Below are 13,723 nucleotides of genomic sequence, written 5' to 3' on the forward strand. Positions count from 1 at the left end.
CTTCACAGCTTTTCTCCCGAAAGCTCGCGCTCGAGATCGTTGATGAAGCGCGGCAGGCGCCAGACCACGACGAGCGTTGCGACACCGATGAGGACGAACTTGAACTCGTCAAGGAAGCCGATCTGGCGGCCTTGCTCGGCGCCGAGAAAACGGTCCGAAATATTGGCGAGATGGGCGAAGAAGACCCCGGCATCTCCGCCGGAAATCAGAAGGAAGAAGAGCAGCGGCAGCCCGAGCGCAATGAGGTAGCTCGAGGCGAGGAAGGTGCTGCCGCGAAGCACGATGTAGCAAAGGTCGGCGGCATGGGAGCGCCAGCCCTTGACCGGCAGATCGAGGCTGTCGCTGTCGGCACGGGCATCCTGGGCCCGGTCGATCGGCGTGACGAGATGGAGTGGCATCGGTTTTGGATGTCCTTGGATGGAGGGAGAAGTCAGGTGCGATTGGCAAAGGCGATCCGTTCGATCGCGTCGGCAAGCTGGTGGCCGCGCGCAACTTCGGCATCGATCGCGGCAAAGGTCTGGGGCGAGCTTGAAAACAGCGTTGCCGAATAGTCGTCGAGGACGAGCCGGCCGATGGCTTCGGTCTCCGGGCCCTTGATGAAGACTTCCGAATAGTCGCTGCCCGAACGCTTCAGGCTGCGGATCAGCGTCTCGGTGCGGTCGTCCATGTCGAGGCGCTTCGACGCCTTGAAATCGGCGATCGTCTCGGGCTTTTGCTGGAGGATCAGCATCCAGTCGCTGTTTTCCAGCGCAGCGGTCGCCCCATCGGACTTGTAATAGTCGTTGAGTGACTGCGTCGCGGTCGCCAGCGCCCCGCCATATTTACGGCAAGTGCGGGCATAGGTTTCGACGAACTCGCCCATCGAGCCGCCCTTGAGCATCGACCACGCCTCGTCGATCAAGAGCAGCTTCCTCATCGAGCGCGGGCTGCGGGTCATGGCCTGGCTGGTCATGAACATGATCGCCGAGAGAACGACGCTGCGCAGTTCCTCGCGGGTGGCAAGGTCCGACATCTCGAAGACGGTGAAATCGGTGTCGAGATCGAGGCTCGCCTGGCCTTCGAAGAAGGCGCCATAGGTGCCGCCGGCCATGTATGGCGCAAGCGCGGTGGCGAGATCGCTCGCGGCTTCATTGCCGAGACCGGCCAGTGCTTCGCCGACGCCGGTGATCGAGGCATCGACGCCCCGTTCGCTCCAGACCGTGTTGACCGCCCGATCGATCAGGCCGCGCTCGGTGTCGTTAAGCTTTGCGCTGTGTCGCGCCATCTGGCCGACGATCGCCTTGACCATGCCGAAGCAGTCGAGCCGGTAATCCTCGTCTTCGGCCGCGCGCTCGCCATCGATCATCGAGAACGGATTGAGGCAGAAGCCCGCCTTCATCGTGAACTCGACGAACCGGCCGCCTTGCAGCTTCACCGAATGCTCGAAGCTGCGTCCGTCGTCGATGACCACGACCTGCGCGCCAGCCCCGCGAAGCGCCGCGCACATTTCCTGCAGCAGCACAGACTTGCCCGAGCCGGACTTGCCGCAGATCGCGACATTGTGGTTGCCAGCATCGTTCTCGAACGGCGACCAGAAGAAGGGCTGGCCGCGTCGGCCCACGAACAGCAGGTGCGGATGGACGCTGCCGAGATACTCGCCCTGCATGGGAGCGATATTGGCCGCTGTCGTCGAGAGCACGGTCTTGAAGCGCTTGAGGCGCTCCATGTCCGCACCAAGCCCATCGGCCAGCGTCATCGGCATGGCCGCGAGCAGCCCCTGGATCTGCAGGTATCGCTCATCGGCAAGATCCCAGCCCGCCGCCTTGTAGATCGACTTGATCGCGCGTTCGTCGCGGTCCCCGCGGCCGAGCGGGGAGTAGGTCGTCAGACCATAGAAGACCCGCACCAAACGGCGGCCTTCCTGCAGCTCGGATTGCACATGCTGCCACTCTGCCGCCTGCTCACCGATGCGGGGCAGAAAACGCGCGCTGCGCGTTCCAGCAAGGCTCGTCGTACGCATGAATTTGAAGCCGGCCTTGGCCGAAGCGGCTTCCTGGTCGGGATAGACGAGGCACAGCATCGTCGCCGCCGGGCAGGGGAAGCGCAGCTTGTCGGTGAACATGTCGCCAATGAGCCGCGCGCATTCCCACGGCGCCCAGCGCTGGGGCATGTTGCGCGAGGAAAAATGCCGAACGTCGAACGCGTCGGGATAGACCGTGCCGATCTCGGGAACGCCGTCCTCGATCTTGCCCGTCGCACGAAACCGCTCGGTCACGAGCCGCATCCGGTCTTCGTGGATGACGAGCTCGATATCGTGCCGGATCGCCTGGGCCGCGATCGCGTCGTTAGGATTGTAGGGTACTACATCGTCTTGCGGCGCGGTGGTCGGCGAGGTCAGGTCGTCGATGATCGCGATCAGTTGCTGCGGCTCGACTTCGGCGACGCCCAGGTTGAGCGATTTCAGCATGGCAATAAGGCCGTCGCGGGTCTGCTTGAGATCCTCGTTGCTGACCGCCTTGGACGCAGGCACGCCGACCGAAACGATGACTTGATGGTGCCGGGCGTGGAACGGTGCGTCCTGCGAGCCCGATTCCCAGACAAGGCCATAGAGCCGACGCGCGCGGTGACGGGCAATCGCCTCGTAGACGCCGCCCTGGACGTAGCGCGGCGCAAACCAGGGTGCGACGATCCGGCTGATGCGCGGAGAGGCGAGATGCAGGACCTGGAGGCAGGCGCCTGCCGGAAGCCCCTCGGAGAAGAACGATCCGAGGATCTCGCCGGTTCGTTCGTCGGCCCCGATCAGAGGGGTTACCGAAAGCACAAAGCCTTTCGAGCGCGCGTTGAAATAGAGCCGGCTCGCCGGATCATAGACCCGGTACGGGAGCCAGTCCGACAGCAGGTCGAGCATCAGGGCAGGCCGGTCATGCTCGGCGTGCTCGGCATCGCCCAGAAGCCCGGTAAGGAGCCTGTCGACTATCGTCTTGAGTTTCTCGGCCATCACTTAGGCTCCTTCTGTGCCTTGGCGGCGTTCTTGGCGGCCTCGATCGCCTCGATGGTCGGGTAGATCAGCGGGGCCTTGTCGGCAGAGGGCCGAGGGGTTCGATCATGCGGGGGCTGCGCCATGTCGAACCCCTCGACCGCCGGTGCGTTCGCACCGGCAACCGCCTCGCGCGCCGTGGAGGGGAGGACCAGCGGCGAGGCAGAGGGGATGTCCTCGATCGAGGACGAAGGCTGAAAGGGCTGTCCGAGATCGAACGTTTCGGCTTCGGGCTGTTCGGCCGCGGGAATGGTGGCGGTTTCCTTCAGGAGATCGCTCTTGGCCTGTGCGGCCTTCAGCTGGCGCCTGAGCTGCCGCATCAGCGGCGGGGCGGTATCCTCGCCTGCCTTGCGGCGCAGTTCTGCGGCCCAGCGCGGATTTTCGACTACCGCCCAGGCGACCGCATCGTCGTGCAGAGTCCCGGTCTCATCGATATGGGCCGGAAAGACGATCCTGAGCGTACGCTCGGAGGTGCGGCCCTGATCGCCGGAAGCGACGGAAACAGGCGGACGCAGGCCGTCCTGGACCGGTCCGCTCGCGGACAGATCCTTGGTCGCGCGCGCATCGATTACCTGGCTGGGTGCGCAGTCGCCTTTGGGGGCACGGCAGGTGAAATCGCCTTCGATATTGGTGCCGAAGGTGGCGCAGCCGCTGGTCAGCACGGCAAGGCAGGCAGAGGCGAGAATACGGTGGGAAAATCCCATGACGATTATCCTTTCTTGGCCGGAACTGGGGCAACCGCTTTCGCGGGCTTGAGGAATTCGCGGAGCACGGAAGCCGGGCGATACCCTTCAAGGATCGCGCCGTCCGACGGGCGTACGATCACCGGCGTTCCGTTGAAGCCATGGGCCTTGGCAAAGGCCTCGTTGGCATCGAGCCCGCTCGTGTCGCACGGCTTCGGGTTGGCGAGGGCGAGACCCGAATAGGCCATATGCAGGGAGACCTCGGGGCGCGGCGAGCACAGCACCCGTTCGGCATCGCGGCGGCTGTCGGCCCCGAAGATCGAAATGGGCCGCTCCTCGACGCGCGCGCCGATCGCCTTCAGTTCGGCTTCGAGCTTCTTGCAGTAGCCGCAGTGGAAATCTGAGAAGACGACGACCTTGGGGCCGTTCACCGGTCCCCAGGTGATCGCGCCGTTCGCGGGCAGGCCGGCGAGCGATACCTTCTGCGGGGTGGCGCGCGGGGCGGGCTGGCTTTCTTCGTTGGCATTGCTCCGCCGTGCAGCACCAGCAGCCAGCAAGTCTGGGTTGAGTGCGAGGAGACGGGCTGCCGTCAGGTCTTGCCGCGCCTCCATGTCGTAGATGCGCCCGATCACCAGATATTTGGCCGCGCGATCGACGTAGAACAGCGTCGATTTCGAGGCGACTTCGCACAGGCCGCCAAGGCCATCGCAGGTGATGGCGTCGATCGGCGTCTTCGGGAGGCGCAGCTTGAGCGCGGCGCGCACCTTTGCCTTGTCGGGAGCCTGGGCCGGGGAGGCGAGGCTGGCCACGCCCCAACCCGTTGCGGCTGACAGGGCGACGACGGCAGCAAGGGTCGCCACCGGTCGCAGCCAGCGCCGCGGCTTGGTGGGGGTTGGATCATTTGTGGCGGGGGTCATTGGGAGTTCCTCACGTAGACGCCGTCGAGGAAGACGATCTCGACATCGATGCCGGTCGGCATCTCGACGACGGGTTGGTATTGTTCGGCGCGCTCGATCAGATATTTGCTGACCGTATCGGCGGCATCGGCAGCGCCCTGGCCGAGCCCACCGCCGAGGATGTCGCCGGCAGAGAGCTTCGAGCGGGTGCCATCGGCATTGGTCGTGACGCCGGAGAAGACGCTGTTGGCGTTCGCCGAAAAGCCGCGCCCGAACCCGCCGACAATCCCGGCAAGCAGAGCCTGGCTGACAAGGCTGCCCTCGCGGCTGACGACACGGCCACGCACGCCCGATTTTCCAGCAAAGCTGATGAAGCCTTTGACCTCGCTCACCGCGACGCGCCCACCGGGCTGGTCGCAAGTCATCCGCGCCAGCTTCACGTAAACCTTCTCGGACGAGAGATCGCCGCGCGCTGCGCCATTTACGATGCAGCCCTGAAGCCGCGTGGTCAGAACCTTGCCGTTCTGCATGACCGATCGCGCCGGACCGGTAATGCGCAGCACCACGGGAAGTGGATCGGTCTGGCTCGCGACCCCCGCCGACGCATCGACGCCGACGATGACCTTGGCAGGAGCATAGGAATTGGGCGGGAGATAGTCCGGCGAATCCTCGACCACCACCGGCGGCGCTTCCGGGCGTGCTGCCCTGAGGCCGCTGGCTCCTGCCTTGTCAGAAGTGAAGCTCATGAGTTTGACTTCACCGGGACCGGGCAGGCCGGTTTCGCTCGCTCCCAGCGCGGCACCCGCAGGGGCAGACTGAAGCGGTCTACCGCGCGCATCGTAGCCACCCGCCTGTGGGCCATAGGCCGGTGGCGGTACGCTTGTGGCTGCCGGAGCGGCCTGGCTAGCGAGGCGCGACTTGAGATCCGCATTCTCAGCGGAGATCGCATCGATCGCGGCCTGGCCGTCGACCCGCATGGCCTGGTTCTCAGCCTTGAGTGCAGCCAGCTGGGTTTCGATTTCCTCGCGCGGGAGGCTCGCGTCCTTCATGGCCTTCTGCTCGCGGGTCACGGCATCGAGACGGTTGCCGTAGGTCGCGACGAATTCACGCTGCGAAAGGTCGCGATTGATGAGTCCTGCCGTGTCGATGGTCTGCGCGGCGGTGGGATCATCGCTCTTCGCGTTGTCGTCGCCGCCCAGGATGAACCAGCTGCCGCCGACAAGCGCGAGTGCGCCCAAGGAGCCAAGCAGAAGCTTCTGCCGCCGTGCGGTCTTCGCGTTGAGGCTGGTTACTGGCGACGGCGATGCCGGATCGGCCTGTACCGGGGTTGAGATCGAGGGAGCATCAGTCATGGCCCAACCCTCCGTTTGAACCGACGATGAAGGCGACCGTGCTCTCTCCCGATTTGAGAGTGGGCTGGGCGATCGAGATTGCGAGTGTCTGGGAGGACGCGAGATCAGCTTCGGCAAGCGTCAGCGGCTTGCGGCCACGGTTCGCCAGGCGGATGACCTTTCCGGCAAGCGCGCTGCCGCGGTAATCGGCGATGAGCTGGATTTCGAGATCGCCAACCCGTGCCGGAAGGGCGGAGGATTGCCTGACTTCGAAGCCATCGACCGTCTGGTCATTGGCCATAGCCTGGATGAGCCGCACTGCGCTCGTCTCCAGCGGCGTTTCGCTTTCCCAGTCAGATGCCTTGTTGGTCGCGATCGCCGGGTTGGTGATGAAGACCTGCACTGCCGGGACAGGCTCGACCTGGCAGGAAACTTTGTAGACGAAGCCCTTCTTGGTCGTGGCGAAGAAGCTGATCGACCGCGCCGCATAGGTCTCGGGCACCGACACGTAGATGTCGCCGCGCAACGGTTCGTTGGTGACCGCAAAGTCGTTGTAGGGCGTGCCGGTCGAGATCTTCGAGACGCTGGCAAACTGGTCGTCGACGAGCGCGAAGCGCGTCAGCTCGCGGGCCGACACGGCGCATTCGATGCTTGCTCCATCTGCAGCCTGTTTGAACTGATCGGCGGCCTGAGCGCCGCTTCCTGAAAATGCGAGGATGGTACTGGCGCAAAGAGCCAGGCTCCACGCGCGCGTCTTGCGTCGGTAAGCCATCACTGGGCCTCCTTCGTTGGGTCTTTGGGGGGCAACTGGCTGAAGCCGGACAGCGCGAGACGCAGGCCCCGGTAGGTCCAGTTGAAGCGGAAACGGCGCTCGTCGCTCGCGATGACCTGGGCGCCGACAAAGGTCTTGAGCGTGCCCGTCACATCGGAAGTCAGCCCCTTGGGGTCGACGGTCATCGACCGGATGACGAAGGCCTGGGTGACATCCGAACCCCGTTGCTCTTCGACAATCCGGACGAGATCGGCCTTGAGGCGCCCGTAGCTTGCCGGATCGGCGAGCTTCAGGATCTCGTCCATCCAGTAGTCGAGGCCCTCGGGGCTGCGATTGAGGAGAACGAGCGCGGCATCGCGGGTCACGAGTTCGAGATAGTCGGCCTCGACCCCCGCGCTGCTGACAGTGAGCTGCTTGGGGAGCGTTGGAAGGAGGACGACTTCGCGGTCGCGGGTGGCAGCAAGGCTGATCGCTACGACGAGCGCAATGCCAAGTCCGGCGCTGGTCAGCGCAAAGAGGTTGCGCTGACGCAGCAACGATTGCTGACGCTCGTGTGAAATGTCGGCAAACATGGATATCTCCCCTCAACCGGCGAGCAGGCGGCAGTGGGAAGGCGGCGTCGATGTCAGGCCCAGCAATCCGGCCGGCAGATACCAATAGGCGGCATGGGCTACCCAGGAGCTGGCGCGTCCTGCTTTAGCCTTTCGCAGCGCGAACCAGGCGCCGAAGGCAACGATAATGCCGATAAAGATATGCTGGCTGAGGATCCCCCAGGTGAAGGGGATGAGCATCCCGGCGAACTCGTCGATGGTCCAGAAGCCGATGAGCTCCGGATCATCGAGCCGACGCGGGATGATATATGGGTCTGCCATGGCGACGCGCCTTCCCGTCCGATGCGTCAGATGACCGCGGTGACGACCGAGGTGACGATCGGAACACCCGTGCCAACGCCGATGCCGACGCCGACCGGAACAGCGACCTGTCCGAGCGAGAACCGGCCCGAGGCGAGACCGATGAGGCCGCCTGCAAGGCTGAGGACGGTGATGATCTTGCCGCCCGAGCCTTCGAGGAAATCCGTGAATTTCGTGAGGGCAGGGGTGAAGGTCGTGTCGGCGCCAGCGTAGGCAGCGCTGGCGGCCAGTGCTGCGACCGCAAGCGGTACTGCAATGGTCATGGCCCGCCCGAACTTCGAGGGGTTGTGATCAATGGCGCCGGAACGCCGGGAGAGGGTGAAAGACTGCATATGGAGCTCCATCTGGAGGGGTGAACCCAGCGTTCTTTCGTTCGCTGTGTGTTCCACATGCATCTAGGAAATCGATGTAGGAAAGTCGGATTGAGGCTGGGGCTGAAGTGGCGGACGGATATGGACGCATCAATTGGCCGGCGTCGGCGATAATACGCAGAAACAGCGGCTTATCTGGTAATCACCGTCGACGAATCCCGACAGGGGCGGCGGTGATTGTCGGCGACTCGGGTCTAGGGGATGATTCGCCTAGAAACGAGATGTTCCTTATATGTTCTTTTCATTTTCCTACATCGATCGCGCGCGATATGGCTACGACTCAGTTCCTCATCGTTGGAGTTTTTGTCGATGCACCAGCTCGCGCCATTCCGAGGCGAAGCCAACGCCAGCCTCGCGCACATTCTTGCCCATGCAATCGAGTCGTCTGACAAGCCCAAGCACCAGATCGCTCGAGAAGTCGGGATCCACCGCGAGACCCTGCTCCGTGTGATGCGCGGCGATCGGCCGATCGGCCTTGATGAAGCCGCGCGCGTTCTCGATGTCTGTGGCGCCTTTCCCCGCGCGAGCATGATCCTCGCCTTGGCTGGTCAGGAGGATCTCGCCTGCGAATGGATGCGCAGCGAAATGGGAGAGTTTCTTGAGGACTTCTTTACGGCCTTGCCAGGCCAGCTCGAACGCACGCTTGGGCGACGCGTCGAAGATTTGCGACCCCGGTGGGCGAACGGCACTTCGCAGCTCGTCGCCCGCATGCTTGCCAAGCACATTGATGATTTTGCCAACCGCGACATTTCGATGGCGCTGCCGCGCTGATCCAATTCACCTCGGAGAGGACCGAGGAATTGACCCGACAGGAACGATCATGAATGCACAGCCCCAGCCTACCGAGGACGGCGCAAGCGCTGACCAGGCTTCGCCACTAGGCCCCCCGCCAGCCCGGCTCTTGCGGCTGCCCGAAGTCATCGACCGGGTCGGCCTGCGTCGTTCGTCAATCTATCAGCGGATGAGCGAAGGGCGCTTTCCCAAATCCCGCTCGCTCGGGCCCAAGTGCACTGTGTGGGTTGAGGAGGAAATCGACGCGTGGATCAGATCAATTGCGGACAAGCCGCATCGAGACGTTCTGTAAACTATCCCGAAAGAAATCATCGCGCTAAGTTGCGCGCATGGTTTATCGATACCCGGCAGGCAATCCTCTCCATCCTGAAGCCTTGAAAGAGAAGCAGCGTGCGCTTCGCGACGGCTTTTCAACGCCACCAACCCTTCGGGCTCATCGCTCACTATCGTGGCTTCGTCGGGCCGAAGCAGAACAGGAAGAACAGGACGTTCGCTTCATCCTGCTCTGGATCGGGTTCAACGCTGCCTATGCCGGTGACGTAGAGGCCTCGGCCAGCAGCTCAGCGCCAGAAGGCGAGCGTGGGCTGTTCCAATCGTTTTTCTCGACGCTCGTAAAGTTCGATGGGCGCCACCGTGTCTACGACGCGGTTCGGGAGCGGTTCACTCAGGATATCCGCCTCCTTCTCGACAATCTCTATGTCTACCATCCTTTCTGGCAGCATCAGAGGGGTGTATCAGGTTACGAGGACTGGGAGCAGGAACTCGAGCGGGGTCGCTTAGCTTTCAATCACGCCTTGCGCGAACATGACCTGACCCTGACCTAACCCCCTGATTTTCCTCCACGCTGGATTAGAGTCCGCACCTGAGAGAAGGAAGGACGAGATGAAGCGAACGAGGTTTTGTGCTTTCACGCCTACGGTTCCGAAGGAGCAGATCATTGGCGTGCTGAAGGAAGCGTGGCGGGAGCGAAGACCGCCGAGCTCGCCCGCCGGCACGGTGTGTCGGAAGGGACGATCTACAGCTGGAAGGCGAAGTACGGCGGGCTGAAGGTGTCCGAGGCGAAGCGGCTGCGTTCGCTCGAGGACGAGAACGGCCGGCTCAAGGGGTGCTGGCTGATGCGATGCTGGACAACGCTGCGCTGACCCGAACGGCGGCGCAGCCAACGATCTCCTGGCAAAGAAGTTTTGACGCCCGCCGCTCGCTCATCTCCAGGATTGTCAGGTGATGAGCGAGCGGCGGGCGTGCCGTATCATCGATGCCGCTCGCAAAAGCGTGCGTTATCGTTCCACTCGGGACGATAATGCCGATCTGCGCGAAGCTGCGCGATCTGGCCAACCAGCGTCGCCGGTTCGAATATCGCCGTCTGCACATCCTGCTGCGCCGGGAGGGCGTTATGATCAACCGCAAGAAGACCCAGCGCCTCTATCGTGAGGAGGGACTGGCGGTCAGGCGACGCCGGAGCCGCAAGCGTGCTGTTGGAACACGGGCACCTGCTCCGGTGCTGGCCCTGCCGAACCAGCGCTGGAGCCTTGAGTTGGACGCTGCCCGCCCCTCTCCGCTTCGCTCCGATCCGTGCACGATCGGATGGCGCCAGGAAGGCGGTTCCGAACTCAACTTGGTCGATGACGTGACCCGGGAGTGCCTTGCGGCGGTGTCGGACATATCGATCTCAGGCGGCCGTGTCGTGCGCCAGTTGACGGAGCTGATCGCACAGTGCGGCAAGCCGGGGGTGATCGTCAGCTACGTCCTAGGTCGGGAAGCAGCTGTGGGACAAGGCCAGCAGGTCTCGTTGCGCCGATCATGACCGGCGCAAATGTCTTTTTGATCCAGATGGCTTCCATCGTCAAGGAATGCGCTCTCGGCCATAGCAAACACAGGATCCAGCGGCCGCATCGGTCGTGGTCCTAACCGTCCTTAAAATGAGATGCGGATGCCAGATGGAAGGCCCGAACATTATCTACAGGGTCGCAGTTGCGCCCTCACGGCACAGCAGAGAGGGGTCCTTCCATCTGGTGTCCGCCCGTTCGAGGAACGGGCGGTACTCGGTTCCCGTCTTGATGACGGCGTGCGCGACGCGCGCCATCTTGGCGGTGAGTGCAGTCATTGCCTTGCGGCGGCGATCGGGGTCGTTGGCGTGTCCTTCCATGTATCGGCCCAGCTTATCGCGAAAGCTGTTGTCGCGTTGGCGAGCGGCGACTTGTGCGGCCATCCAGAAAGTGCGGCGCAACCGAGCATTACCATACTTGGAAAGCTTGGTCCGACCGCGGAATGTGCCGGACTGGCAGGTGGCCAGATCGAGCCCGCAGAACTTGAGGAACTGGCGATGGTGGGCAAACCGTCGAAGGTCCCCGGCCTCGGCGAGGATGGTCAGCGCGTTGATCGGGCCGATGCCAGGGATCATACGAAGCAGCTGGTAGTCACGGTTCTCGCTGAGCATGGCATGGGCGGCTCGCTCGATCTCGTCACGTTGGCGGATCAGACTGCGCGCTTGCGCGATGACCATGCGAAACATGGCAATCGCCACAGAATCCTCATCGACCGGCAGTGCGACGGATGCGCAGGCGGTCTCGTAAATATCGTTGATTAATCGAGCCTTGGAGACCTTGCGACCGACCAGTGACCACGCCTCGCGCGTGAATGCTTCCTGGCCAAGCGCTGTCATGCTCCCGGGCGTCGGAAACCGCTCGAGCAAGGCAAGAAACCAATCAGACCTGCTGTTGCCGGCGAAGCGCTCGATCTCTGGGAAGTAGAGCGGCAGGTAATGGGTCAGGATCCGGTGCCAGGTCTGGGTCTTGGCTTTGGAGATGGCCTCGTGTGTCTTCGACATCTCCTGCAGATCGTTAATCCCGGCGGCAAGCGGATCGACGTAGCGCTGGGTGGCGCCAATCCGCAGCATATGCAGGATCACCTGCGCGTCCTTGGAGTCGTTCTTGTCCCAGCCATTATGTAGAGCCTCTCGGGTCCGGGCCAAGGCTACGGACGAGATCAGGCGCAGCTCGAAACCTGCTGTGAGCAAGCGGTGCGCCAAGGTGCGGTGATAGTTACCGGTCGCCTCGAAGCCGACGACAATCGGTCTGCCAATATCAGCCAGAACGGACGCAAGGCGGTCGTAATCGGTCTTCGTCGCCATCACTGTCATACGCCGTCGCCGCCCGCCCTCCGGGCGTTCGATGAGGACCTCCTGGCGGTGCTTGGACATATCGATGGCTACCAGCACGGCATCGGCGGGTGTAGAACTGAGCTTGGTCATGGTCGGTCTGCCTCCAAAGTGTTGAGTCGACAACTTCACTTTAGAGACCTGATGACCGGTCATGACCGCCTTGATGAAGCCTGCGGGCGCTACGCGCCCTTGTCTCCATCAAGGCGAGCGCTGCCTTCGAGAGGCAGCTTCCCAATGTGCTATGGCATTGAGCTCACGAGCAATGCGGTTCTGGCATGGTGCGGGGAGATAGGCGTGGAGCGGCATTGCATCGCGCCGGGCAGGCCAATGCAGAACGGTTCCGTCGAGAGGTAGGCCTTCGACCAGCTTCGCTTCCAACCGCCGCATGCGTGACGAGCTGCTCGACGAGACGCTGTTCATGAGCCTGGCTCATGCCCAAGTCGAGATCGCCGCACGGGTCGAAGACTGCAACCGGGAGAGACCGCACTCATCCCTTGGCTACGCAACACCGGCGGCGCTCGCCGGCGAAGTGGATAGGCAATGGCCTGCTCCGCTACGCCCTACGGGCCCCGCTGTGCAGCCCATTGCTTCAAACGTGCTCATGCGCGAAACAACCGCCCGGCTCTAATCCCAGCTGGGGAAAGCTGGGGGTCAGGTCATCACGTCACAGGCAAAACGGTTATCATTAGCTGAATAATCACCAGCCAGTTCGAGGCGAGCGGTAGCATTGGTGTCAAAGGCAGTTGCAAGATTCTGGCTGGCTCCCTAGCATGGCTATTGAGCTCAAGGCTTGTCTTCTGCCGAATGCGAAGGTTCGGATAGCATCTTAATTTACCAGTTTTGCTGAGAATTGAATTGGCTCGTGAAGCACAGGTGGGAAAATTGGGTATACCAAAATCCAAGGGTGATGAGATATCAAGTGTCGATATTTCCGAGAGTGGCAATCAGCGGAAGTCAATTCAGTCCGTAGAAATTGGAGCGAGGGTCCTTCTTGCCCTGTTGAAGGCGGACCCGGGTGGTGCGTTTCTTCGGGATGTTGCGTCCAACTCCGGGCTTTCGCGCAGTCAGGCGCATCGATATTTACTCGCCTTCGTCAATACCGGAATGGTCGAACAAAATTCGTCCAGCGGGCGGTATTCGCTTGGCACGCTCGCCGTACGTTTGGGTCTGGCGGCTATGGCCAGGCTCGACCCCGTGCGCATCGCTACCGGATATCTCGAGGACCTGCTGAATGAGTTCAAAACGACCGGGCTGCTCAGTGTCTGGGGCGACTATGGGCCAACGGTAATTCGCTGGATCGACGGCGGCGTCCCACTGTTCACGTCAATGCATGTTGGTTCCACCTTGCCTTTGCAAGCCTCCTCCACCGGCACTCTTTTCCTGACCTATTGTCCGCCTGCGCAAACGCGCGATCGCGTTGAGCGGGAGAGGGCCGAGGGGATTGTTGTCGACGATGGGGAATTGTCAGAGCAAATCGAGTCCGTTCGCAAACTCGGATATGCGAGAACCTATGGGTCCGTGGTGCCGGGTCTTGCCGCAGTATCGGTGCCGATTTTCGATTCGCAAAATCGGCTGGTCGCGACAATGACCGTTCTTGCCCGTTCACAGGACAAGGCTTATTTCAGCAAGGCAAAGATCGGACGAATTTTGGGGCAGGCGCGGCAAGCAAGCGAAGCGATCGGTTGGCCAGGCCCAGCTTGACCCTTTGTATCGATATGCGTAATGCGTTGCACAATAAGGGCGGCGCCTTCCTTAACTCCTGACAGTGTGTTGCGGGTTCGATCCGGCCCT

At 62.5% G+C, this 13,723-nt stretch carries 13 protein-coding genes and 3 pseudogenes; 6 read left to right on the forward strand and 10 right to left on the reverse strand.

Going from position 1 to position 13,723, the window contains the following annotated elements; all coding sequences use genetic code 11:
- Positions 1 to 2: 2 nt before the first annotated feature.
- The 9 genes from PP1Y_RS13670 to PP1Y_RS13710 are packed head-to-tail and all read right to left on the reverse strand — an operon-like array spanning position 3 to position 7,872.
- Positions 3 to 398 carry a hypothetical protein gene (locus PP1Y_RS13670; protein WP_013832772.1) on the reverse strand — a complete coding sequence of 132 codons (396 nt, stop codon included), beginning with the start codon at positions 396 to 398 and terminating at the stop codon, positions 3 to 5.
- A gap of 32 nt (positions 399 to 430) precedes the next feature.
- A complete protein-coding gene (gene traC / locus PP1Y_RS13675; RefSeq protein WP_013832773.1) occupies positions 431 to 2,977 on the reverse strand; it encodes a type IV secretion system protein TraC in 2,547 nt (848 codons plus the stop codon).
- Positions 2,977 to 3,720: a conjugal transfer protein TraV gene (locus tag PP1Y_RS13680; RefSeq protein ID WP_013832774.1), complete on the reverse strand. Its 744-nt coding sequence runs from the start codon at positions 3,718 to 3,720 to the stop codon at positions 2,977 to 2,979. The genes traC and PP1Y_RS13680 overlap by 1 nt, the downstream gene beginning before the upstream one ends.
- A 5-nt stretch (positions 3,721 to 3,725) precedes the next feature.
- Positions 3,726 to 4,616, reverse strand: a complete 891-nt coding sequence (locus tag PP1Y_RS13685) for a DsbC family protein (RefSeq protein ID WP_013832775.1) — start codon at positions 4,614 to 4,616, stop codon at positions 3,726 to 3,728.
- Positions 4,613 to 5,947, reverse strand: coding sequence for a TrbI/VirB10 family protein (locus PP1Y_RS13690; RefSeq protein WP_013832776.1), 1,335 nt, complete (start codon positions 5,945 to 5,947; stop codon positions 4,613 to 4,615). The genes PP1Y_RS13685 and PP1Y_RS13690 overlap by 4 nt, the downstream gene beginning before the upstream one ends.
- The gene (locus PP1Y_RS13695) at positions 5,940 to 6,698 is read right to left on the reverse strand and encodes a type-F conjugative transfer system secretin TraK (protein ID WP_013832777.1); all 759 of its coding nucleotides are present in this window, start codon (positions 6,696 to 6,698) and stop codon (positions 5,940 to 5,942) included. Before PP1Y_RS13695 ends, PP1Y_RS13690 begins: the two co-directional genes overlap by 8 nt.
- A complete protein-coding gene (locus PP1Y_RS13700; protein WP_013832778.1) occupies positions 6,698 to 7,270 on the reverse strand; it encodes a type IV conjugative transfer system protein TraE in 573 nt (190 codons plus the stop codon). The genes PP1Y_RS13695 and PP1Y_RS13700 overlap by 1 nt, the downstream gene beginning before the upstream one ends.
- A gap of 12 nt (positions 7,271 to 7,282) precedes the next feature.
- Positions 7,283 to 7,570: a type IV conjugative transfer system protein TraL gene (gene traL, locus PP1Y_RS13705; RefSeq protein ID WP_013832779.1), complete on the reverse strand. Its 288-nt coding sequence runs from the start codon at positions 7,568 to 7,570 to the stop codon at positions 7,283 to 7,285.
- A 26-nt stretch (positions 7,571 to 7,596) separates the two neighbouring features.
- Complete coding sequence (locus PP1Y_RS13710) at positions 7,597 to 7,872, reverse strand: hypothetical protein (RefSeq protein ID WP_086000030.1); 276 nt, start codon at positions 7,870 to 7,872, stop codon at positions 7,597 to 7,599.
- Between the two features lie 417 nt (positions 7,873 to 8,289).
- Here PP1Y_RS13710 and PP1Y_RS13715 point away from each other — a divergent pair, with 417 nt between their 5' ends.
- From PP1Y_RS13715 to PP1Y_RS25585, 4 genes and pseudogenes are all read left to right on the forward strand, one after another.
- Positions 8,290 to 8,751 (forward strand): transcriptional regulator, encoded by a 462-nt coding sequence (locus tag PP1Y_RS13715; protein ID WP_013832781.1) that lies wholly within the window; start codon positions 8,290 to 8,292, stop codon positions 8,749 to 8,751.
- Between the two features lie 49 nt (positions 8,752 to 8,800).
- Positions 8,801 to 9,064 carry an AlpA family transcriptional regulator gene (locus PP1Y_RS13720; protein WP_041558854.1) on the forward strand — a complete coding sequence of 88 codons (264 nt, stop codon included), beginning with the start codon at positions 8,801 to 8,803 and terminating at the stop codon, positions 9,062 to 9,064.
- Between the two features lie 37 nt (positions 9,065 to 9,101).
- Complete coding sequence (locus PP1Y_RS13725) at positions 9,102 to 9,596, forward strand: hypothetical protein (RefSeq protein ID WP_013832782.1); 495 nt, start codon at positions 9,102 to 9,104, stop codon at positions 9,594 to 9,596.
- A gap of 58 nt (positions 9,597 to 9,654) precedes the next feature.
- Positions 9,655 to 10,513: pseudogene (locus PP1Y_RS25585) on the forward strand (transposase); the annotation flags it as partial.
- Positions 10,514 to 10,725: 212 nt separating this feature from the next.
- On the opposite strand, the pseudogene PP1Y_RS13740 reads toward PP1Y_RS25585, so the two are convergent.
- Positions 10,726 to 12,022 (reverse strand): annotated as a pseudogene (locus PP1Y_RS13740) (IS110 family transposase).
- Between the two features lie 153 nt (positions 12,023 to 12,175).
- Here PP1Y_RS13740 and PP1Y_RS25760 point away from each other — a divergent pair.
- Positions 12,176 to 12,560, forward strand: a pseudogene (locus PP1Y_RS25760) (transposase); the annotation flags it as partial.
- Positions 12,561 to 12,787: 227 nt separating this feature from the next.
- A complete protein-coding gene (locus PP1Y_RS13750) occupies positions 12,788 to 13,633 on the forward strand; it encodes an IclR family transcriptional regulator (protein WP_232512682.1) in 846 nt (281 codons plus the stop codon).
- The last annotated feature ends 90 nt before the right edge of the window (positions 13,634 to 13,723 follow it).

The sequence above is a fragment of the Novosphingobium sp. PP1Y genome (assembly GCF_000253255.1).
Taxonomy (GTDB): Bacteria; Pseudomonadota; Alphaproteobacteria; order Sphingomonadales; family Sphingomonadaceae; genus Novosphingobium.